Source organism: Massilia genomosp. 1, assembly GCF_011682185.1.
In the GTDB taxonomy this organism is placed as follows: Bacteria; Pseudomonadota; Gammaproteobacteria; order Burkholderiales; family Burkholderiaceae_D; genus Telluria_A; species Telluria_A rubra.
Genome location: NZ_WHJF01000029.1, coordinates 41,236 through 63,504, shown reverse-complemented (window position 1 = coordinate 63,504; position 22,269 = coordinate 41,236). Strand labels below are relative to the sequence as shown.

General features: G+C 64.6%; 18 protein-coding genes. 12 read left to right on the top strand and 6 right to left on the bottom strand.

Features of this window, described 5'->3' with window-relative positions; translation table 11 throughout:
• Position 1 precedes the first annotated feature (1 nt).
• From F1735_RS13430 to F1735_RS13410, 5 genes are all read left to right on the top strand, one after another.
• Complete coding sequence (locus F1735_RS13430) at positions 2-796, top strand: TatD family hydrolase (RefSeq protein ID WP_167237402.1); 795 nt, start codon at positions 2-4, stop codon at positions 794-796.
• A gap of 26 nt (positions 797-822) precedes the next feature.
• A complete protein-coding gene (locus tag F1735_RS13425; protein WP_167237401.1) occupies positions 823-1,314 on the top strand; it encodes an SMI1/KNR4 family protein in 492 nt (163 codons plus the stop codon).
• Positions 1,315-1,497: 183 nt separating this feature from the next.
• Positions 1,498-2,460 (top strand): alpha/beta hydrolase, encoded by a 963-nt coding sequence (locus F1735_RS13420; RefSeq protein ID WP_167237400.1) that lies wholly within the window; start codon positions 1,498-1,500, stop codon positions 2,458-2,460.
• Positions 2,461-2,527: 67 nt separating this feature from the next.
• Entirely contained in the window at positions 2,528-4,885 is a 2,358-nt protein-coding gene (locus F1735_RS13415) for a DNA internalization-related competence protein ComEC/Rec2 (RefSeq protein WP_167237399.1), read from the top strand.
• Positions 4,886-4,914: 29 nt separating this feature from the next.
• A complete protein-coding gene (locus F1735_RS13410) occupies positions 4,915-5,427 on the top strand; it encodes a hypothetical protein (RefSeq protein WP_167237398.1) in 513 nt (170 codons plus the stop codon).
• A 112-nt stretch (positions 5,428-5,539) separates the two neighbouring features.
• Here the strand turns inward: F1735_RS13410 and F1735_RS13405 are convergent, their stop codons facing one another.
• Positions 5,540-6,967: an ATP-binding protein gene (locus F1735_RS13405; protein WP_167237397.1), complete on the bottom strand. Its 1,428-nt coding sequence runs from the start codon at positions 6,965-6,967 to the stop codon at positions 5,540-5,542.
• A gap of 8 nt (positions 6,968-6,975) precedes the next feature.
• On the bottom strand, positions 6,976-7,662 hold the full coding sequence (locus tag F1735_RS13400; protein ID WP_167237396.1) for a response regulator transcription factor: 687 nt from the start codon (positions 7,660-7,662) through the stop codon (positions 6,976-6,978).
• Positions 7,663-7,800: 138 nt separating this feature from the next.
• Here F1735_RS13400 and F1735_RS13395 point away from each other — a divergent pair, with 138 nt between their 5' ends.
• The 4 genes from F1735_RS13395 to dcd all read left to right on the top strand — a co-directional run bounded on the left by F1735_RS13395 (position 7,801) and on the right by dcd (position 10,632).
• The gene (locus tag F1735_RS13395) at positions 7,801-8,235 is read left to right on the top strand and encodes a Spy/CpxP family protein refolding chaperone (RefSeq protein ID WP_229505754.1); all 435 of its coding nucleotides are present in this window, start codon (positions 7,801-7,803) and stop codon (positions 8,233-8,235) included.
• Positions 8,236-8,270: 35 nt separating this feature from the next.
• Entirely contained in the window at positions 8,271-9,119 is an 849-nt protein-coding gene (locus tag F1735_RS13390; RefSeq protein WP_167237395.1) for a dioxygenase family protein, read from the top strand.
• Between the two features lie 40 nt (positions 9,120-9,159).
• Entirely contained in the window at positions 9,160-9,975 is an 816-nt protein-coding gene (locus tag F1735_RS13385; protein ID WP_167237394.1) for an alpha/beta fold hydrolase, read from the top strand.
• 87 nt (positions 9,976-10,062) lie between these two features.
• Positions 10,063-10,632 carry a dCTP deaminase gene (dcd, locus tag F1735_RS13380; protein WP_167237393.1) on the top strand — a complete coding sequence of 190 codons (570 nt, stop codon included), beginning with the start codon at positions 10,063-10,065 and terminating at the stop codon, positions 10,630-10,632.
• 94 nt (positions 10,633-10,726) lie between these two features.
• On the opposite strand, the gene F1735_RS13375 is transcribed toward dcd, so the two are convergent.
• The 3 genes from F1735_RS13375 to F1735_RS13365 form a co-directional block, all read right to left on the bottom strand.
• A complete protein-coding gene (locus F1735_RS13375) occupies positions 10,727-12,979 on the bottom strand; it encodes an arginine/lysine/ornithine decarboxylase (protein ID WP_166881042.1) in 2,253 nt (750 codons plus the stop codon).
• A 191-nt stretch (positions 12,980-13,170) separates the two neighbouring features.
• Positions 13,171-13,785 carry a DUF4337 domain-containing protein gene (locus F1735_RS13370; RefSeq protein ID WP_167237392.1) on the bottom strand — a complete coding sequence of 205 codons (615 nt, stop codon included), beginning with the start codon at positions 13,783-13,785 and terminating at the stop codon, positions 13,171-13,173.
• A 4-nt stretch (positions 13,786-13,789) separates the two neighbouring features.
• Complete coding sequence (locus F1735_RS13365; protein WP_167237391.1) at positions 13,790-14,278, bottom strand: dihydrofolate reductase; 489 nt, start codon at positions 14,276-14,278, stop codon at positions 13,790-13,792.
• Positions 14,279-14,649: 371 nt separating this feature from the next.
• Between F1735_RS13365 and carA the strand changes: the two genes are divergently transcribed.
• Genes carA through F1735_RS37880 form a run of 3 tightly spaced genes read left to right on the top strand, consistent with a single transcriptional unit; the run spans position 14,650 to position 21,415 of the window.
• Positions 14,650-15,807 (top strand): glutamine-hydrolyzing carbamoyl-phosphate synthase small subunit, encoded by a 1,158-nt coding sequence (gene carA / locus F1735_RS13360; protein ID WP_167237390.1) that lies wholly within the window; start codon positions 14,650-14,652, stop codon positions 15,805-15,807.
• Positions 15,800-19,651, top strand: a complete 3,852-nt coding sequence (carB, locus tag F1735_RS13355) for a carbamoyl-phosphate synthase large subunit (RefSeq protein ID WP_167237389.1) — start codon at positions 15,800-15,802, stop codon at positions 19,649-19,651. The genes carA and carB overlap by 8 nt, the downstream gene beginning before the upstream one ends.
• A gap of 3 nt (positions 19,652-19,654) precedes the next feature.
• The gene (locus F1735_RS37880; RefSeq protein ID WP_167237388.1) at positions 19,655-21,415 is read left to right on the top strand and encodes a methyl-accepting chemotaxis protein; all 1,761 of its coding nucleotides are present in this window, start codon (positions 19,655-19,657) and stop codon (positions 21,413-21,415) included.
• Positions 21,416-21,468: 53 nt separating this feature from the next.
• Here the strand turns inward: F1735_RS37880 and F1735_RS13345 are convergent, their stop codons facing one another.
• Positions 21,469-22,263 carry a thymidylate synthase gene (locus F1735_RS13345; protein ID WP_167237387.1) on the bottom strand — a complete coding sequence of 265 codons (795 nt, stop codon included), beginning with the start codon at positions 22,261-22,263 and terminating at the stop codon, positions 21,469-21,471.
• Between the last annotated feature and the right edge of the window lie 6 nt (positions 22,264-22,269).

Here is a 22,269-nt window from a genome sequence, read left to right as displayed (position 1 = left end):
GATGTGGATCGACACCCACTGCCATCTGGACGCCCACGAATTCGGCGCCGAATCGCTGGAGGTGGCGCGCCGCGCCGGTGACGCCGGGGTGGCGATGATCGTCATTCCGGCGGTCGAGCGCGGCAATTTCGATACCGTGCGCCAGATGGCGGCTGCCGCGCCGAACGCCAGCTATGCGCTCGGTATCCACCCGATCCATGTGCCGAATGCCACCGAGGACGACCTGGTGGCCTTGCGCGCGGCGGTGGAATTGGCGATGGGTGACCCGAATTTTGTCGCCATCGGCGAGATCGGGCTCGATTTTTTCCTTCCGATGCTGTGCGAGGCGGCCATGCGCGACAAGCAGGAGCATTTTTTCCGCGAGCAGTTGCGCATCGCGCGCGACGCCGGCCTGCCGGTGCTGATGCACGTGCGCCGTTCGCAGGACCAGGTGCTCAAGCACGTGCGCCAGATTCGCCCGGCGGGCGGCATCGCGCATGCGTTCAACGGCAGCTTCCAGCAGGCGCAGGTTTACCTCGACCTGGGTTTCAAGTTGGGCTTCGGCGGCGCCATGACGTTTACGCGCGCCTTGCAGATCCGGCGCCTGGCGGCGACCTTGCCGCTGGACGCCATCGTGCTCGAAACCGATGCGCCGGATATATCGCCGGCCTGGATTCATCCGGGCCGCAACAGCCCCGAGCAACTGCCCGCCATCGGCGCGGTGCTGGCCGAATTGCGCGATCTGCCGGTCGACGAGGTGCGTGCGGCCACCTGCGCCAACGCGCGGGCCGCGCTGCCACGGCTGCCGCCGCGCTAGCCATGTTCTAAAAAGGGAAAGCGCGGATGAAAGAAATCGCCATTTACAGGGACAATGGATCGGTCGATCCGCGCCTTATCAATGAATTCGAGCAGATGACCGGCTATCGCCTGCCGAAGACATATCGCGAACTTTTAGCGGCGCATGACGCATTATGGCCCGAGAGACGAGTGTTCAACTTTATTGACCGCTCTTCGGGCGAGCCAGTCAACCGGGACGTGACATTTTATGGCTTTGGCGAAGGCGTGTTCGAGGACGAGCAAATATGCCTGATGCAGGAGCATGACGTGTATGGGCATGAGGGGGTCGTCACCATCGGCTGCGCGGCGAACGGCGACTACATCGGATTTGACTATCGTGGCAAGCTCGACGATGCGGAGCCCGCCGTGGTCGTGATGTTTCATGATGTTGCTGACACGGAAGGAAAGATGCTTGTCAACTTCGTGGCCAGTACGTTCGATGCGTTCATCGACATCTTGTATAAACCTGCCGGCGACGACGCCGAGCATCACGATTAAGAATCCATCGCGTCTTCTCCTGTAGTGCCGCTTGAGCACCGGCCGCTAGCCGTATACGCTGCGGCAACCCGTGTCCTGCAACTCTTGGACAGGTACACAAAGCCGTGTTATTCTCGTAAATTGCCTATGTTGCAATGGTATGTTTTTTGCAATTCCGCCTGATTCATCCCAAAAGGAGCCAACATGAGAATACCCGGACTGTGGAAGTGGAGTACCTGCCTGCTGTTGGCCGTGTGCGTCGGCGCAGGCGCGGCCGACAACGAGCAGGCGATCGAGCTGCGCACCGCGAGCGGCGCCATCGCCGGCACCTTGTCGCTGCCCAAAGCCGCCGGACCAACGCCGGTCGCGCTGATCATCGCAGGCTCAGGCCCGACCGACCGTGATGGCAATCCTCCCGGCATGAAAAATGACAGCCTGCGCCTGCTGGCGCAAGGGCTGGCCGACGCCGGCGTGGCCAGCGTGCGCTTCGACAAGCGTGGTGTTGGCGCCAGTGCGGCGGCCGTCGCCAAGGAATCGGATCTGCGCTTCGAGACCTATATCGACGACGCCACGGCGTGGCTGGCGATGCTCAAGGCCGACAAGCGCTTTTCGCACGTCAGCGTGATCGGTCATAGCGAGGGCGCCCTGATCGGCATGCTGGCGGCCAAAGCCGGCAATGCGAAGGCGTATGTCTCGATTGCCGGCGTGGCGCGCGGCGCTTCCACCATCCTGCGCGAGCAGTTGGCGACGGCGTTGCCAGCGCCGCTGGCCAAGGAAAGCGAGCGTATCCTGGCGGAGTTGGAGGCCGGACGCACTGTCGCCAGCGTTTCGCCAGAACTGGCCGTGTTGTATCGCCCCAGCGTGCAACCGTACCTGATATCGTGGTTCAGGTACATGCCTTCGACCGAAATCAAGAACCTCAAGATGCCGGTTTTGCTGGTCCAGGGCAGCACCGATCTGCAGGTGGCGCCCGGCGAGGCCGAATTGCTGCGCAAGGCCAGGCCGGATGCGCAACTGGTGATGGTGCAGGGCATGAATCACGTCCTGAAAGAAGCGCCGCCGGATCAGGCGCGCCAGACCGAGACCTACATCAACCCGAAATATCCATTGGCGCCAACGTTGGTGCCCGCCGTTGCCGGCTTTCTGAACAAGGTCGCCAAAGACTGATACGCGCCAAGGTCCGGCGCGGCATCCGCTGGCATGCTGGGGGTTTTGTCCAAGCTACCAGCGAGCCATGCGCGTTGCCATCCTCGGATTTGCCTGTGGTGCCGCCGTGCTGCAAGTGCAGGCGCAACTGCCATCGCCATCAACCATCGCGGCCTTCGCAGTTGTCGCATTCCTGCTTTGCTTCCTGCGCGGTGTTCCCAGGGTGGCGATGGCCGGCGCGCTTGCCGGTTTCTGCTGGGCGGCCTTGCTCGCGCAGTTGGCCCTGGCGCCCGAACTGGCCAGGGCCGACGAGGGGCGCGACATCACCGTCGTGGGCACCATCGACAGCCTGCCGTACCGTTTCGAACAGGGCGTGCGTTTTAACTTCAAGGTCGAACGCGTGCCGGGCGAAGCGGTGGCGGTGCCGCCGCGCGTGTCGCTGTCGTGGTACGCCGGCTATGGCGGCGCGCTGCGAGCGGTGCCCGACGTGCAGCCCGGCGAGCGCTGGCAACTCGTCGTGCGCCTGCAACGCCCGCATGGCAACGCCAATCCGCACGGTTTCGATTACGAAGCGTGGCTGCTGGAGCAGGGCGTGCGCGCCACCGGTTACGTTCGCGCGGAAGGCGACAGGAACCGGCGCATTGACAGCTTCGTATTCGGATTTTCCAACGTGGTCGAACATTGCCGCGCCACGCTGCGCGAACGCATTCTGCGCGCGCTGCCGGGCAAGCAATATGCGGGCGTGATCGTGGCGCTGGTGGTCGGCGACCAGCGATCGATCGGGCAGGCCGACTGGAATGTGTTCAATCGTACCGGCGTGGGACATCTGATTTCGATCTCCGGGTTGCACATTACGATGGTCGCCGGGCTGTTTGGCGCGCTCGCGTCGGTACTGTGGCGCCGCTCGTTCTTCACCGGCGCCCAGCTGTCGCTGTGGATGCCGGCACCAAAGGTCGCCGCCCTGACCGGCGCCGTGGTGGCGCTGGCGTACGTGCTGCTGGCCGGCTTCGGCGTGCCGGCGCAGCGCACGCTGTACATGCTGGCGGTGGTGGCCGCCGCGCTGTGGTTCGGGCGGCTGACGCAGGTCTCGCATGTGTTGTGCGTGGCGCTTGGCGTGGTCGTCCTGATCGACCCATGGGCGATCGCCTCGCCCGGCTTCTGGCTCTCGTTCGGCGCGGTGGCGGCGATGTTGTTCGCCACCACCGGGCGCACCGTCGTCACCGAGCCGCGCTGGCGCGGCATGCTGCTGGTGGGCGCGCATACCCAGTACGTGGTCACGCTCGCGCTGGTGCCGCTGACGATGCTGCTGTTCTCGCAGGTGTCGCTGGTCAGCCCCCTGGCCAACGCGCTGGCGATCCCGGTCGTCAGCTTTATCGTCACGCCGCTCGCGCTGGCCGGCAGCATGCTGCCGGCGCCACTATCGACCTTGCTGCTGAACGTGGCCCATTACGCCGTGCAGGCGCTGGCCGAGGTTTTGGGCTGGTGCGCGGGGTCGCGCTTTGCGGTGTGGAGCGCGCCGACCCCGGAGCCATGGCTGTTCGCGTTCGCGGCCATCGGCACCGTGTGGATGCTCGCTCCGCGCGGCTGGCCGCATCGCTGGACCGGGCTGGCCGCGTGGCTGCCGCTGCTGACCGCCCAGCCAAGCCATCCGCCGCCGGGCGAGGTCGCCGTGACCGCGTTCGATGTGGGGCAGGGCATGGCCCTGCTGATCGAAACCAGCGGGCACCGGCTGCTGTACGATACCGGTCCCGCGTACACGCCCGAGTCGAACGGCGCGAACCGGGTGATCCTGCCATATTTAAGGGCGCGCGGCATCGGCTACCTCGATGGCGTCATCGTCAGCCACAGCGACATCGACCACGCCGGCGGCGCTCTGACCCTGCTCGACGCGGTCGGCATGGGCTGGGTGGCGTCGTCGTTGTGGTACGACCATCCGATCGTCAAGGCCGCGCCGCATCATGTACGCTGCGCCGGCGGGCAGCAGTGGACATGGGATGGAGTGCGCTTCGAGATGCTGCATCCGACCATGGCAAGTTACGACGATCCCGGCCTGAAACCGAATGCGCGTGGCTGCGTGCTCAGGATCAGCGCCGGCGAGCATGCGATCCTGCTGGCGGGCGATATCGAAGCGGCGCAGGAGGCGCAACTGGTGGCCGGCTCGGCGCCGCTGCTGCGCGCCGATGTTCTGCTGGCGCCGCATCACGGCAGCGGCACTTCATCGACCCCGCCTTTTCTTGCGGCCGTGTGTCCGCGCCTGGTGCTGTTCCAGGTGGGCTACCGCAATCGCTATCGCCATCCCAAGAAAGAGGTGGTGGAGCGCTACGAAAAACTCGGTATCGAGCGCTTGCGCACCGATGAATCGGGGGCGATCATGCTCGATTCGGCGAATGCTTTCGCACCGGTCGCCTATCGCCGCGCTCATGCGCGTTACTGGTATGGTAATTAGTCACTCGTTTCGGTGAGAAAGGGAGTCAAATGAATACGGTCGACCTGAAAGCCGACATCGTTCCTGGCGAGGGCGCTGCGGGCTTTCAACTGGGAGTGCATATGACGCAGGCGCGGTCCATTTTTGCGCGTGTGCTCCGCTGGGACAATGCACGGGGTCCGTTGCGCGACGCGGTTGCGCAATGCGATGGTTGGCTGATGGCGCCTGCGGCGTCAGCGCACGGCGAACGCCAGGGGCAGTCGTTCTATTATCAACGCGGCGCGGTCGAACTGCACTTTAGCGAGCAGGGGACGCTGGCGACCATTGCGCTCTTCAGTGGCTATGCGGGCGCCCTGTTCGGAAAAATTCGCATCGGCGACGAACTGGCCAGCGTGACCCAGTTTTGCGACCTGTTCTTCGACGAAGACGAAGACATGCATTACCCGAAAGACAGCGCCATCACGGGCCTGGCCTTCGGCGCTGAATTTGAACCTTTGGCACGGGCGTCATCGCAGCGGATTTTCGGCATGGTTATCTTTGACGAGATGGCTCGCGGGGCATGACCCGACTGCGGCCTTGTCAATTTGACTGCGCGCGCAGCAGGCGCTGTGCCTCGGACAGCCGATCTCCTCGCGTCGGCATGCCTGCTCGTGACGCTTTTTCCGACCGCTTGACCTAAGCGCGTAGCGGCAGCACGATATCGACCCGCAGGCCGCCACCTTCGCGATTGCTGGCCATAATCGTGCCTTGATGGGCGTCGATGACCCGCTGCGCGATCGCCAGGCCGAGTCCATGTCCGTCGACGTTGTTGCTGGTCGCGTTCGAGCGGAAGAACGGCTGGAAGATCGACGCCAGGTCGGCCTGCGCCACGCCCGGCCCGCGGTCGCACACCGACACGCGCACCCGGTCGGCGTCGGCGCTGATGCCGATCTCGATCACGCCGCCTTCGCTACTATGCTTGATGGCGTTGCGGATCACGTTCTCGATGGCGCTCCACAGCAGGTCCGGCGCGCCGCGCACGGTCACAATCGCCTGCCCGGACAGTGCAATGCGGCGTGTACACTGCTCGGCTTCGAAGCGCGCATCGGTCACGATGTCGTCGACCAGGTCCATGAACGAGATATCCTCGTAGCGCAACGCGCTCGCCACTTCCAGGCGCGACAAGGTCAGCAGCTCGCCGACCAGCTTGTCCATGCGCACGCTCTCGCGCTCGATGCGCTCCAACGACGCACCGATCTTGTCCGGCTGCTGGTGCGCCAGGCCGATGGCCGCCTGCAAGCGCGCCAGCGGCGAGCGCAGTTCGTGCGAGACATCGTGCAGCAGCCGGCGCTGGCCTTCCATCAGGGTGCGCAACTGGCCGCTCATGCGGTCGAAATCGCGTCCCAGGTCATTGAGTTCATCGCCGCGCACCCCTTTGACTTCCGCAAAGCGGGGCGACAGGTCGCCGCCGGCGGCCGCTTCGAACGCGCCGCGCAAGGCCCGGATCGGGCGCGAAAAATACCATGCCAGCAGGGCCGCGAACAGCAGGCTGGCCAGGGTCGCGCCGGCCGTGGTGATATACGGTAGCAGCTGGCGGTTGGGCGGCGGCCAGCGCTGCTCGCCCGTCGGTCCGGGACGCTGACCCGGGCCGACGCCGTCCGGCGGCATCTGGCGCGGCCCCGGACCGGCGCCGCCTGGCCCGCGCTGGTCGAGCCAGCGCACAAACACCAGGAAGCGTTCGCCGTCCGGCGCCGTCAATGTGCGTACCACATTCAGGCGCGCCGGGTGCGCCAGCATGCGTTCGGCCTGGGCCCGCAGCGCCGGCGTGACGGTCCGTCCCAGCATCTCGCGCCCGCTCGCATCGATGACGAAAATGCTGTGGCGCGTGGTGCCGCCCACCAGTTCGCGCAGCGCCGCGCCGCCGCCGTACTTCAGGGTGGCGGCCGCGGTATCGATCATGAATTCGGCCGACGGCCCGCTATCGATGCCGGTCGCGCGCGGCGAGTCCCCCACCGCCTGCGTGCGCGCCTGGTCGCGCAGCCAGAACACGGCGCCCACGCCGATCGTGGCCGCCAGCTGCGCCAGCAGGATCGACAGGAAGAACTTCCAGAACAGGCGGCCCATGCTGGCGCCTAGTCGCGAATGAGCTGGTAACCGAGGCGGTACACGGTCTGCAGGCAGGAGCGGCCGTCGGCCAGGGTGCCGAGCTTGTGCCGCAGGCTGCTCAGGTGGACGTCGATATTGCGGTCGAAGCGCGCCATTGGCCGTCCCAGTCCTTGTTCCGACAGGTCGTTCTTGCTGACCGGGCGCCCCGCATTGCGCGCCAGGACTTCCAGCAGGTTGAATTCGGTGCTGGTCAGTTCCAGCGCCACGCCGTCCCAGCTGGCGCGGCGCTGGGCCGGCTGCATCGACAGCTTGCCGACATTGATGGTGACGCCGTCGCCATCGTCGCGCGGGGCGTTGGTGCGGCGCAGGATGGCGCGGATGCGCGCCGTCAGTTCGCGCGGGGTGCATGGCTTGGTCACGTAATCGTCCGCGCCCAGTTCCAGCCCGAGAATGCGGTCGGTATCGTCGCCGCGTCCGGTCAGCATGAGCACCGGCATGTGGCTGCGGGCGCGGATGCGGCGCAGCGTTTCGAGGCCGTTCATATGCGGCATCATCACATCGAGCACCGCGATGGCGCTGCGTCCGGACAGCGCCTCGCGCGCGCCAGCCTCGCCGTCGTGCGCGCAGCTGACGCGAAATCCTTCCTGCTCCAGGTATTCGCGGAACATTCCGACCAGTTCAACGTCGTCATCGATTAATAGCACTTGGTTCATGCGGCCATCATAGCAAACCGGCGGCCCTGTGATCACCGGCGGGGCACGCTCTTTACGTGCTTTTACGAGTCGCTAACACCGCTTTACATCGTGTCCTCGCACAATGGAGTCCTTCGTAACGCACCGACAGGAACCGCCATGAAAAACATGCAACACCGCGCACTTGCCCTCTTGTTGAGCAGCGCCTGCCTCGGCGCCATTGCCGCACCGGTCGAAGGGGGCATACCGCCACCGGGTCCGATGATGGGCGAGCGCGGCCCGCACCAGCGCGGCCCCGGCTTTGCGCACGGCGTCGACCTGAGCGAGGCCCAGGAAGACAAGGTCTTCGCCATCCTGCATGCGCAGGAACCGAAATGGCGCGCGTACACCCGCACCTTGCATCATTCACAAGACGCACTGCGCGCCCTGGGCGCCGGCGAGCAGTTCGACGATGCCAGGGCGTCGTCGCTGGCGCAGGCGGCCGGCGCCGCGCTGGCCGCGCTGGCGCTGCTCGAGGCGCGCACCGACGCGCAGGTGCGCGCCGTACTCACGCCGGAGCAGCGCAAGCAGTCCCTCGGCCGGCAATCTGATTAACACGACCGCCTGATTCGTCAGCAAAGGAGCACACCATGGAACAGCACGACCACAGCCTGGCCCAGGACATTCAAACCATGCTCGATCTGACGCTGAGCCGGCGCCAGTCGCTGCGCTGGATGTTCGCATCGGCCGCGGCCCTGCCGCTGGCGGCCTGCGGCGGCGGCGACAGCAGCGTCGGCACCACCCCGGCCAGCGGCGCCACGCCGACCACGCCCACCACCGGCGCCGGCACGTCCTGCGCCGTCATTCCCGAGGAAACCGGCGGTCCGTATCCGGCCGACGGCACCAACAGCAGCGTGGGCGGGGTGGCCAATGCGCTGATCCTGGCCGGCATCGTGCGGCCCGACATCCGCACCAGCATCGCCGGCGCCACCGGGGTCGCCGCCGGCGTACCTTTGATAATCAAGCTGCAGATGGTGAACGTGAAATCGAGTTGCGCCTCGCTGGCCGGCGCCACCGTCTACCTGTGGCACTGCGACCGCGAAGGGCGCTACTCCATGTACAGCAGCGGCGTCACTGGCGAAAACTACCTGCGCGGCGTGCAGGAGGCCGACGCCGACGGCATGGTCACCTTCAGCACCATCTTCCCGGGCTGCTACGCGGGGCGCATGCCGCACGTGCATTTCGAGGTCTATCCGAGCCTGGCCAACAGCACCAGCGCGGCCAACCGCATCAAGACGTCGCAGTTCGGCTTTCCGGCGTCGATGCTGGCCGAGGCCTACGGCAGCACCGGTTACACGGCCAGCGTGCGCAACCTGGCCAACATCAGCTACGCCACCGACAATGTGTTCAGCGACGGCACCGCGCTGCAAATCGCCAGCGTGACGGGCAGCGCAAGCCTCGGTTACGTGGCCACGCTGACAGTAGGGGTTTCCCTCTAAACCTGTACGGACGGCCGGGAAATCGCCTTACAATCGAAAAATGACGACACCGATCCTCCATTTTTCACACGGTAACAGCTTCCCGGCCGGTAGCTACACCAAGTTCTTCGACCAACTGCGCATGGACTTCGATATCCGCGCGGTCGACATGTACGGCCACGATCCTGCCTATCCGGTCAGCGACGGCTGGCCCAAGCTGGTCGAGCACCTGATCGCCACGCTCGAGAGCTACGGCGAGCCGTCCATCCTGGTCGGCCACTCGCTGGGCGGGATGCTGAGCATGATGGCGGCGCGCCAGCGGCCGGACCTGGTGCGCTGCGTGGTGATGCTCGATTCGCCGGTGGTGGCGGGCTGGCGCGCCATGCTGTGGCGCGTGGTGAAGTCGAAGCAAAGCTGGAGCGATTACCTGTCGCCGGCGCGCCTGTCGCGCCGCCGCCGCACCGTGTGGCCGAGCGTGCAGGCGGCCTACGACCATTTCATTTCCAAGCCGGTGTTCGCCAGCTGGGCGCCGGGCGTGCTGCAAGACTACCTGGAACACGGCCTGGAACCGCACCCGGACGGCGTGCAGCTGCGCTTTTCGCGCGAGGTGGAGACCGAGATTTACCGCGGCCTGCCGCACCACCTGGGCAGCGTGATGGACAAGGCCTACCCGGTGCCGATCGGCTTCATCGCCGGCACCGAATCGGTGGAGCTGCGCCAGGCCGGCCTGGACGCCACGCGCAAGCTGGTGGGCGACAATTTTGCCGAGATCCCCGGCGGCGGCCATCTGTTCCCGATGGAGTCGCCCGAGCTGGCGGGGCGCCTGACGCGCGAGATGATCGCCAGATTGCTCGCGCAAGGCCAGGGCGCGGGATAGTTATCTGCGCCCGCCGACTGTCGCTGGCAGGGACTTTTCGCGTAAAATCGCGGGAAAATCCCTATTCTCTCTTCTGGAACGACACGTATGAGCATTAAATCCGATAAATGGATCCGCAAGATGGCGGCCGAAACGGGCATGATCGAGCCTTTCGAACCGGGCCAGGTCAAGGAGCGCGATGGTCAGAGAATCGTTTCATACGGTACCTCGAGCTACGGCTACGATATCCGCTGCGCCGATGAATTCAAGCTGTTCACCAATATTAATACGACCATCGTCGATCCGAAGAATTTTGACGAAAACAATTTCGTCGATGTGTCGGGCAAGGGCTTCTGCATCATCCCGCCCAATTCCTTCGCGCTGGCGCGCACCGTGGAATACTTCCGCATTCCGCGCAATGTGCTGACCATCTGCCTGGGCAAGTCGACCTACGCGCGCTGCGGCATCATCGTCAACGTGACCCCGTTCGAGCCCGAATGGGAAGGGTTCGTGACGCTGGAGTTTTCCAACACCACGCCGCTGCCGGCCAAGATCTACGCCAACGAAGGCGTGGCGCAGGTGCTGTTCTTCGAATCGGACGAAGTGTGCGACGTGTCGTACAAGGATCGCGGCGGCAAGTACCAGGGCCAGGTCGGGGTGACCTTGCCGAAGGCCTGAGCATCGCCCTCGCGTTCGTGCACAACAAAAAAGGAACCCGAGGGTTCCTTTTTTGTTGTACGCAGGAGGCGCTGGCGCCTCCCGAAGGTCCTGCTTACTGGCGCACGCAGTCCACGAAGTAGCCGCGCTTGCCGTCCACTTCGCGCTTGACCAGGCCATGCACGTCGGTCTCGAAGCCGGGGAAGCGCTCGTTGAAGTCGCGCGCGAAGCGCAGGTAGTCGACGATGGTCTTGTTGAAGCGCTCGCCCGGGATCAAGAGCGGAATGCCCGGCGGGTAGGGCGTGAGCAGAATCGCCGTGATGCGGCCTTCCAGCTCCTCGATCGCCACGCGGTCGATTTCGCGGTGCGCCATCTTGGCAAAGGCGTCGGACGGCTTCATCGCCGGGATCATGTCCGACAAATACATCTCGGTGGTCAGGCGCGCCACGTCGTAGGTCTTGTAGAAGTCGTGGATCTGCTGGCACAGGTCGCGCAGGCCCATCGCTTCGTAGCGCGGGTTGGCTTGCGCAAACTCCGGCAGGATGCGCCACATCGGCTGGTTCTTGTCGTAGTCGTCCTTGAACTGCTGCAGCGCCGTGACCAGCGTGTTCCAGCGGCCCTTGGTGATCCCGATCGTAAACATGATGAAGAACGAATACAGCCCGCACTTCTCGATGATCACGCCGTGTTCGGCCAGGTACTTGGTGACGATCGAGGCCGGAATGCCGGACTCGCCGAACACGCCGTCGAGCGACAGGCCGGGGGTGACCACGGTGGCCTTGATCGGGTCGAGCATGTTGAAGCCGGGGGCGAGGTTGCCGAAACCGTGCCAGTCGTCCTCGGCGCGGATCATCCAGTCGTCCTGGGTGCCGATGCCTTCTTCCGAGAAGGTGTCCGGGCCCCACACCTGGAACCACCAGTCGTTGCCGAATTCGGCGTCGACTTTTTTCATGGCGCGACGGAAGTCGAGCGCTTCGAAAATCGATTCTTCCACCAGCGCGGTGCCGCCCGGCGCTTCCATCATGGCCGCGGCCACGTCGCACGAGGCGATGATCGAATACTGCGGCGAGGTCGAGGTGTGCATCAGGTAGGCTTCGTTGAAGGCATCCTGGTCCAGCTTGACCGTCTCCGACTCGCGCACCAGCACTTGCGAGGCCTGCGACAGGCCGGCGAGCAGCTTGTGGGTCGACTGGGTCGAGAAGATCATCGATTCCTTGGCGCGCGGACGGTCCTTGCCGATCGCGTGCATGTTCTTGTAGAAGTCGTGGAAGGTCGCATGCGGCAGCCACGCTTCGTCGAAGTGCAGGGTGTCGATCTTACCGTCCAACATTTCGCGCAGCGTTTCGACGTTGTATACCACGCCGTCGTAGGTCGACTGGGTAATGGTCAGGATGCGCGGCTTCTTGTTGACGGCCTGGCGCGCGAACGGATTGGCTTCGATCTTGCGGGCGATCGATTCGGGCGTGAATTCTTCGAGCGGAATCGGGCCGATGATGCCGAGGTGGTTCCGGGTCGGCATCAGGAACACGGGAATCGCGCCGCACATGATGATCGAATGCAGGATCGACTTGTGGCAGTTGCGGTCCACCACCACGATGTCGCCCGGTGCGACGGTCGAGTGCCACACCATCTTGTTCGAGGTCGAGGTGCCGTTGGTGACAAAGTAGCAGTGGTCGGCGTTGAAGATGCGCGCCGCGTTGCGCTCGGACTTGGCGACCGGGCCGGTGTGGTCGAGCAGCTGGCCGAGTTCTTCGACGGCGTTGCAGACGTCGGCGCGCAGCATGTTCTCGCCAAAGAACTGGTGGAACATCTGGCCGATCGGCGATTTGAGGAAAGCCACGCCGCCCGAGTGGCCGGGGCAGTGCCAGGAGTAGGAACCGTCGTTGGCGTAGTTGACCAGCGCGCGGAAGAACGGCGGCGCCAGGCCGTCGAGGTAGGACTTGGCTTCGCGGATGATGTGGCGCGCCACGAATTCGGGCGTGTCTTCAAACATGTGGATGAAGCCGTGCAGTTCGCGCAGGATGTCGTTCGGGATGTGGCGCGAGGTGCGCGTTTCGCCGTAGATGTAGATCGGGATATCCGAGTTCTTGTGACGGATTTCCTTCACAAACGCGCGCAGCGCGATCAGGGCCGAATCGGTGTCTTCGATCGAGCCGGTGCCGAATTCCTCGTCATCGATCGACAGCACGAAGGCCGAGGCGCGCGACTGCTGCTGGGCGAACTGCGACAGGTCGCCGTAGCTGGTCACGCCAAGCACCTCCATGCCCTCTTTTTCCATCGCCTCGGCGAGCGCGCGGATACCGAGCCCGGAGGTGTTCTCGGAACGAAAATCCTCGTCGATAATGACGATTGGGAAACGAAATTTCATGGACAGCTCCAAAGCGAAGCGCCGTGAGGATGTCCACGCCTGTGCGGGACGCCTCTCACGGCACCGGTCAAAAAAAGAAGAAGCGGATTTTCGCAGAAATGGCGGCAATCCGGTGAAAAACTTTTGCTAGATTAACTACAAGCGGGCCGTAGTGTCGCACACTATGCCCGCCACCGTGAAAGCGTGCCGGATCAATGGTGCGCGAGCGCGCCCGCACCCATCAGCGCGCCGATCGGATCGACGTGCAGCCAAGCGAACACGCCGAGCAAAATGCCGACCGCGGCGACCGCATAGGCGCCGATCATCAGCCATCTTTTACGCGTCAGCAGGGTGATCGCCGCCAGCGATATGGCGATCTGTTCGGCCGTGGTGGCCAGCGCCCACTGGTGATGCTGGTGCATCTTGGCGTCGGACTGGTGGTTCCAGTCGTCGGCCTTGGCGTCGAGCGCTTCGGCTTCCTTGCGGATGTCGTCCTTCTCCGCCTTGTAGCGCAGCACGTCGGCCTTGTATTTTTCCGGCTCGACCCCGGGCAGCACCATCGCCAGTTCGGCCAGGTTCTGCTTGTTCGACTTGGCCTGGTAGTAGTTCCAGCTGTTGGCGGCCTTGGTCTTTTCGATGGCGGCGTTGTTCTTGTACAGGGCCGCGTCGTTCTGGGTGGCGCCGCCCTGGTAGCCGAACATGGCGCCGACCGTGGCCAGCACCGCCGTCATGACGGCGATATTGTTCGAAAATGGATCGTTGTTGTGGGCTGCGTGTTCGACCGCATGGTCGTGCGGCCCGTGTACGTGAAAACCGTGTCCTGACATGTATTCAGCTCGCTTTTTTGGTGTAGGTGACGAAGGCGTAATCGAAGCCGTTGGCATCGCAGTGGTGCGCTTCGCGCGCGCTCTCGGACCATGCGGGGGCGTCGAGCGGCGGGAAAAACGTGTCGCAGGCGAAGGTGTGCGCGATCTCGGTGACGATCACGCACTGCGCCAGCGCCAGGGTTTGCGCGTAAATCTGCGCGCCCCCGATCACAAAGGCCGGCGCCTCGCCCGCCAGCGCAATCGCGTGCGGCACCGACAGGGCGCGTTCGACGCCGTCGCGCTGCCAGTCCACATCGGTGGTGACGACGATGTTGCGGCGGTTCGGCAGCGCGCGCCCGATCGAGTCGAACGTCTTGCGGCCCATGATGATGGGGTGGCCCGTGGTCAGGCGCTTGAAGTGCGCCAGGTCTTCCGGCAGGCGCCAGGGCAGGGTGTTGTCGATGCCGATGCCGCGCGCGGCATCCATGGCGACGATGAGAGTCAGTGTGCTCATAAAACCTCAGTATTTCCAAACAGATCAGAAGGTCGCCATTATGGTGCAAATCGGCGAATCCGGAAGATTTTCGCTGTACATTTGGCGTGCAAGCCACGTAAACCATCGGTTATTTTCATGATTGCAATTAACAAACCCTCAAGCACTTGTTTCATCGTATATCCTTAATTACAAAGAAGAAATTGGCAAATTGCTTACTAAGTGTTGGGTTAAAACGTCACACGTTAATTTCTATGGGGCAACTTCGTTGATTGCTGTATGGTGTTTCCACGTTCGCGTCAACACAAATGGAATTCACATGCTTTTCTTGTTTAAACGCAAGATGAGCCTGAGAAATCCAATTGCGCGCCTGCCCACGTTTTGGAGACCAGATGAAGCACCCACTTAGTAACAGCAGCGGCGCGCGTGCGCGTGCCACCTTGGCCCTGGCGGACGGTACGCTGTTCGAAGGCAGCGCCATCGGCGCCATGGGTCAGGCCAGCGGCGAAGTTGTGTTCAATACCGCCATGACCGGATACCAGGAAGTGCTGACCGATCCGAGCTACGCGCGCCAGATTGTCACATTGACCTACCCGCACATCGGCAACACCGGCATCAACAGCGAAGACGGCGAGTCCGCGCGGGTGCAGGCCGCCGGTTTGATCATCCGCGACCTGCCTTTGCTGGCCTCGAATTTTCGCTCGACCCAAAGCTTGTCCGACTATCTCACGGCCCAGGGCGTGGTGGCGATCGCCGATATCGATACCCGCAGGCTGACCCGCCTGCTGCGCGAAAAAGGGGCGCAGAACGGCGCCATCGTCGTCGACGCCGAACCGGGCCAGGCGCTGGCGCTGGCGCGCGCCTTTCCCGGCCTCGATGGCATGGACCTGGCGCGCGTGGTCTCGACACCCGCGCCTTACGAATGGCTTGAGGGCCCATGGCGGCTCGGCGCCGGCTTCGCGCCGCAACCGGATCCGCACCTGCATGTGGTGGCCTACGACTACGGCGTGAAAACCAATATCCTGCGCATGCTGGCCGGGCGCGGTTGCCGCGTCACCGTGCTGCCCGCGCAAGCGAGCGCGCAGGACGCGCTGGCGCTGGCGCCGGACGGGATTTTTCTGTCGAACGGCCCGGGCGACCCGCAGGCCTGCGACTACGCCATTGAAGCGGCGCGCACCCTGATCGAGAGCGGCACGCCGGTGTTCGGCATCTGCCTCGGGCACCAGATCATGGCGCTCGCCTCGGGCGCGCGCACGGTCAAGATGAAATTCGGCCATCGCGGCGCCAACCACCCGGTGCAGGACCTCGCCACCGGCAAGGTGGCGATCACCTCGCAGAACCACGGTTTCGCGGTCGATGCCGCCACCTTGCCGGCCAATTGCCGGGTCACCCACGTATCCCTTTTCGACGGCACCTTGCAGGGATTCGAGCGGCTCGACAAGCCGGCGTTCTGCTTCCAGGGCCACCCCGAAGCGTCTCCCGGCCCGCATGACCTGGCCGTGCTGTTCGACCGTTTTGTCACCATGATGGAAAGTAGCAAACATGCCTAAGCGCTCAGATATTCGCAGCATCCTGATTATCGGCGCCGGCCCGATCGTGATCGGCCAGGCGTGCGAATTCGATTATTCCGGGGCCCAGGCCTGCAAGGCCCTGCGCGAGGAGGGCTACAAGGTCATCCTCGTCAACAGCAACCCGGCCACCATCATGACCGACCCGGAGATGGCCGACGCCACCTATATCGAGCCGATCGCCTGGGAAGTGGTGGCGCGCATCATCGCCAAGGAGCGTCCCGACGCCATTTTGCCGACCATGGGCGGGCAGACCGCGCTCAATTGCGCGCTCGACCTGCACCGCCACGGCGTGCTGGCCGAATTCGGCGTCGAATTGATCGGGGCCACCCCCGAGGCGATCGACAAGGCCGAGGACCGCGCCAAGTTCAAGGCCGCCATGACCAGCATCGGGCTGGCCTCGGCCACGTCAAGCGTGGCGCACAGCATGGCCGAAGCCTGGGAAGCGCAGGCGGCGCTCGGTTTTCCGGTCGTGATCCGGCCCTCGTTCACCATGGGCGGCAGCGGCGGCGGCATCGCTTACGACGCCGCCCAGTTCCACACCATCTGCCAGCGCGGGCTGGAACTGTCGCCCACCAGGGAGCTGCTGATCGAAGAGTCCCTGCTCGGGTGGAAAGAGTTCGAGATGGAAGTCGTGCGCGACCGTCTTGATAACTGCATCATCGTCTGCTCGATCGAAAACCTGGACCCGATGGGCGTGCATACCGGCGACTCGATCACGGTGGCGCCGGCGCAGACCCTGACCGACAAGGAATACCAGATCATGCGCAACGCCTCGGTGGCGGTACTGCGCGAAGTGGGCGTGGACACGGGCGGCTCGAACGTGCAGTTCGCGGTCAACCCGCAAGACGGGCGCATGATCGTCATCGAAATGAACCCGCGTGTCTCGCGTTCGTCGGCGCTGGCCAGCAAGGCCACCGGTTTCCCGATCGCGCGCGTGGCGGCCAAGCTGGCGGTCGGTTTCACGCTCGACGAACTGCGTAACGAAATCACCGGCGGCGCCATGCCGGCCTCGTTCGAGCCGTCGATCGACTACGTGGTGACCAAGATCCCGCGCTTCGCCTTCGAAAAATTTCCCGGCGCCGACGAGCACCTGACCACCCAGATGAAGTCGGTCGGCGAAGTCATGGCGATCGGCCGCACTTTCCAGGAGTCGTTCCAGAAAGCGCTGCGCGGGCTCGATATCGGCGTCGATGGCGTGCGCCGCGACGGCGTGCAGACCGGGCGCGCGGTCATCGAGGAAGAACTGAGCAAGCCGGGGCCGGACCGCATCTGGTATGTGGGCGAAGCGTTCGCCCAGGGCTTTACGCAAGACGAGGTGCATGCGTGCAGCGCGATCGACCCGTGGTTCCTGGCGCAGATCGGCGACCTGGTCGAGGTCGAACTGTGGATCGAACAGCAAACCCTGGCCGCGCTGGACAAGCCGGTCATGGTCCGCCTCAAGCAGCAAGGCTTCGGCGACCGCCGTCTGGCCACGCTGCTGGGCGCGAGCGAACAGGCGGTGCGCGAGGCGCGTCACGCGTTCGGCGTGCGGCCCGTGTACAAGCGGGTCGACACCTGCGCGGCCGAATTTGCGACCAGTACCGCCTACCTGTACTCGACCTACGACGAAGAATGCGAAGCGGTGCCTAGCACGCGCAGCAAGATGATGGTGCTCGGCGGCGGCCCGAACCGCATCGGCCAGGGCATCGAATTCGATTACTGCTGCGTACACGCGGCGATGGCCCTGCGCGAAGATGGCTACGAAACCATCATGGTCAACTGCAATCCGGAGACTGTCTCGACCGACTTCGACACCTCCGACCGGCTGTACTTCGAACCGGTGACGCTGGAAGACGTGCTGGAGATCGTCGCCCTCGAACAGCCGGCCGGCGTGATCGTACAGTACGGCGGCCAGACGCCCTTGCGCCTGGCGCTGGCGCTGGAAGCGGCAGGGGTGCCCATCATCGGCACCTCGCCCGACATGATCGACGCCGCCGAGGACCGCGAACGCTTCCAGCAGTTCCTGCACAAGCTGGACCTGCGCCAGCCGCAGAACCGCACCGCGCGCACCGAGCCCGACGCGGTAGACCTGGCCAGCGAAATCGGCTACCCGCTGGTGGTGCGCCCTTCGTATGTGCTGGGCGGGCGCGCGATGGAGATCGTGCATGAGCAGGCCGACCTGGAACGCTACATGCGCGAAGCGGTCAAGGTGTCGCACGATTCGCCGGTGCTGCTGGACCGTTTCTTGAACGACGCCATCGAGGTCGACGTCGATTGCATCTGCGACGGCGAGCGCACGCTCATCGGCGGCGTGATGGAGCATGTCGAGCAGGCCGGCATCCACTCGGGCGACTCGGCCTGTTCTCTGCCGCCGCATTCGCTGAGCGATGCCACTGTCGTTGAAATCAAGCGCCAGACGGCCCTGATGGCGATGGAACTGAACGTGATCGGCCTGATGAACGTGCAGTTCGCGGTCCAGCAAAAACGGGTCGACGGACGCATGCACGATGTGGTGTACGTGCTGGAAGTGAACCCGCGCGCTTCGCGCACCGTGCCGTTCGTATCCAAGGCCACCGGACTGCAACTGGCAAAGATCGCCGCGCGTTGCATGGCCGGGCAATCCCTGCGAAGCCAGGGCGTGCTCGAAGAAGCGGTGGCGCCGTGCTTTTCCGTCAAGGAAGCCGTGTTCCCGTTCGCGAAATTCCCCGGTGTGGACACCATCCTCAGTCCGGAAATGAAATCGACCGGTGAAGTCATGGGCGTGGGTGCTACTTTTGGCGAAGCCTTCTTCAAGGCCCAGTTGGGCGCTTCGGTGAAGGTGCCGCGCGCCGGCCTGGTGTACCTGCGCGTCAAGCGCGGCGACCAGGCGCGCACGGTGGCGCTGGCGCGCGGCTTGCTTGGCGCCGGCTTCACCCTGTGCGCCAGCCTGGTGACGGCAACCGTGATCCGCGCCGCCGAACTGGAGGTCGAGGAGATCGACGACGCGACCATCCTTGAGCGCCTGGCCGCGCGCCAGATCGCCCTGATGATCCTCACGGTCGATGAAAAGCGCAGCGCCGTGGTGGCATCGCGGCCGTTGCGAGTGGCGGCGCTGGCCGCCGGCACGGTGGTATGCACCACCATCGCCGCCGCCGAATGCATGCTCGAAGCGGCGCCGCACGCCGACAGCTACAGCCTGGCCTCGTTGCAGGAACTGCACGGCAAGCGGGGCGCCATCGCCGCGCCGGTGCCGCACGCGCGCGCGCTGCCCGGCGCCGCCGACCTGGCGGCGGCGTCCACCGTCTTGCCCGAGCGGCGCGCCCGCTCGCGCGAACGCACGGCTGGCGGCACGCCGCTCAAGCTGTTCATCCGCCAGCCGTTCACCGAATCGGACGCCGAGCAGCAGCGCCTGATCGGCGACATCATGGACCTGATCGACAGCGCCAACGGCATGCCGCATCCGTTCGACTACCTGACCGGCACCCGCGCCGAAAGCGCCGACACCTTCAAGAAATCGTTCGAGCGCGATTATCACCTTCCGTTCACGCCCAAGAACTTCCGCGACCACCGCCTGGGCCTGCTCGAACATGCCGATGCGGTGGTCAACATCCGGGTCGGCATGAGCGAGAGCAGCGCATTCGAACTCGGTTACCACATCTTCAAAGGACGCTGCACCCCGGTGCTGTTCCTGGTGTGGAAGCACGCGCCGATCAAGACCACCTTGATCCGCGAGTTGCAGGACCTGTGCGACGTCACCTACCTCGAATTCGAGCATGTGGACGAACTGCGCAAGGGCATTCACGCATTTTTCAGCACCATCGGGCGCGGCACGAGCAGCGCCCCAATGCATAGTCACAAGGAGTAAAGCATGTTCGCCAATATGAAAATCAGGACACTCGTCATCGGTGTCCTATGCTTCCTCATCGCGCTGATGGTCACCATCGGCGCCATGGGCATCTACAGCAGCCGCCATGCGGTCGACCTGGTGCGCGACGTTACCGTCGAAGACCAGCGCAACACCACCGTGCAAACGTCCATTCGCCTTGAAATGGAACTCAATCGCAGCCAGATCCTGCAGGCGCTCCAGCATAATCCGGTGCTCTCGTGGGCGCAGTTGCACGACCATCCGCTGACGGTCCACTTCGACCAGATCGAGGCGATCGCCGGGCGCACCGCCAAGCGCTGGGAAGAATACATCGGCGCGATCAAGACGCCCGAAGAAAAGCGACTGGCCGAGGAGTGGTACGCCAAGAGCGACGGGCTGGGCATCGAGAACGTGCGCGCCGCCGCCGCCTTCATCAAGGCCGAGAAGTGGGATGACGCCGAGACGGTCCTGATCAAGAAGATCAACCCGGGCTACCGTATTGGCGACGCCACCCTGGTCAACCTCAAGGAGCTGGCCGCCAAGCGGGTCAAGGCCGACGACGAGATGGTCAACGCCAGCCTGACGCGCCTCGCCTACGGCATGACGGGCATCCTGCTGCTCGGCGTGGGACTGGGCGTGGCGGTCGGCTGGGCGCTGGTGCGCGCCATCTCGGCGCCGCTGCAGGAAGCCATGCAGATCGCCGTGCGCGTCGCCGACGGCGACCTGACCGGGCAAATCGCCGCGCACGGGAACAATGAAATCGGCGCCTTGCTCGGCGCGATGGACAAGATGAAATCGAACCTGGCGCAGATTGTCCTTGAGGTGCGCAACAGCACCGACACCATTTCGAGCGCCTCAAGCGAAATCGCGGCGGGCAACACCGACCTGTCGGACCGCACCAGCTCGCAGGCCAGTTCGCTCGAGCAGACCGCCGCCTCGATGGAAGAACTCACTTCCACCGTGCGCCAGAACGCCGACAATGCGCGCCAGGCCAATGTGCTGGCCATGTCGGCGTCGGAAGTGGCCACCAAGGGCGGCCTGGTGGTGGCGCAGGTGGTCGAGACCATGGGGTCGATCAACGCCTCGTCCAAAAAGATCGTCGACATCATCGCCGTCATCGACGGCATCGCCTTCCAGACCAACATCCTCGCGCTGAACGCGGCAGTGGAAGCGGCGCGCGCCGGCGAACAGGGACGCGGCTTTGCGGTAGTGGCGTCCGAAGTGCGCAACCTGGCGCAGCGTTCGGCCGGCGCCGCCAAGGAAATCAAGCAGTTGATTGGCGACTCGGTCGATAAGGTCGACAGCGGCGCCAAGCTGGTCGACCAGGCTGGCGTGACGATGCAGGAAATCGTCACCAGCATCGCCCGCGTGACCGACATCATGGGCGAAATCACCACCGCCAGCGCCGAGCAGACCGCCGGCATCGACCAGATCAACGAGGCGGTCGGGCAGATGGATTCGATCACCCAGCAAAACGTGGGCCTGGTCGAGGAAGCGGCGGCGGCGGCCGGCCTGCTGCGCGAGCAGGCCGGCGCGCTGACGCAGGTGGTCAGCGTGTTCAAGGTCGATGGTGCGCCGGCGCGCACGCCGCAGGAGGTGCGCAAGGCGCCGGCGCGCAAACCCGCGTCGGCGGCCCCGCGCCTGGCGGGCAAACCGCAGGCGCCAGCTCCCAGGGGCGCCGCACAGAAAGCGGCCGCGCCCAAGGTGCCGGCCGCGCGGCGCGCCGCCAGCACCGCCGTCGAAGCCGACTGGGAAGAGTTTTAAGTCAGGCAGCGCGCCCGCGGCGCCGGGCCGCGGCGTGTTTTTATCGCGCGACCTTACACCGCGACCGGCGCCTTGATGTGCGGGTGCGACTGGTAGCCCTCGACCTCGAAGTCCTCGAACTTGTAGTCGAACAGCGAGTCGGGTTTGCGCTTGATGAGCAGGCGCGGGAGCGCGAACGGCTCGCGCGCAAGCTGCAGCTCGACCTGCTCCATGTGGTTCGAATACAGGTGGCAGTCGCCGCCGGTCCAGACGAAGTCGCCCACTTCCAGGCCGGCCTGCTGGGCCATCATGTGGGTCAGGATCGCATACGAGGCGATATTGAATGGCACGCCCAGGAAAATGTCGGCGCTGCGCTGATACAGCTGGCAGGACAGCTTGCCGTCGGCCACATAGAACTGGAACAGCGCGTGGCACGGAGGCAGCTTCATGTTCGGGATATCGGCCACGTTCCAGGCCGAGACGATCATGCGGCGCGAGTCGGGATTATTCCTGATCTGCTCCATCACCTGCGAGATCTGGTCGATATGGGCGCCGCCCGGCGTTGGCCAGCTGCGCCACTGGTAGCCGTAGATCGGACCGAGGTCGCCATTGGCGTCGGCCCAGTCATCCCAGATACGGACGCCGTTGTCCTTGAGGTAGCCGATATTGGTGGAGCCGGCCAGGAACCAGATCAATTCATGGATGATGGACTTGAGATGCACTTTCTTGGTGCTCACCAGAGGGAAACCATCCTGCAGGTTGAAGCGCATCTGATGGCCGAAGACGGAGCGCGTACCGGTGCCGGTGCGGTCGGTTTTTTCGGTGCCATGGTCTTTCACATGGCGCATGAAGTCGAGGTATTGGCGCATGGCTAA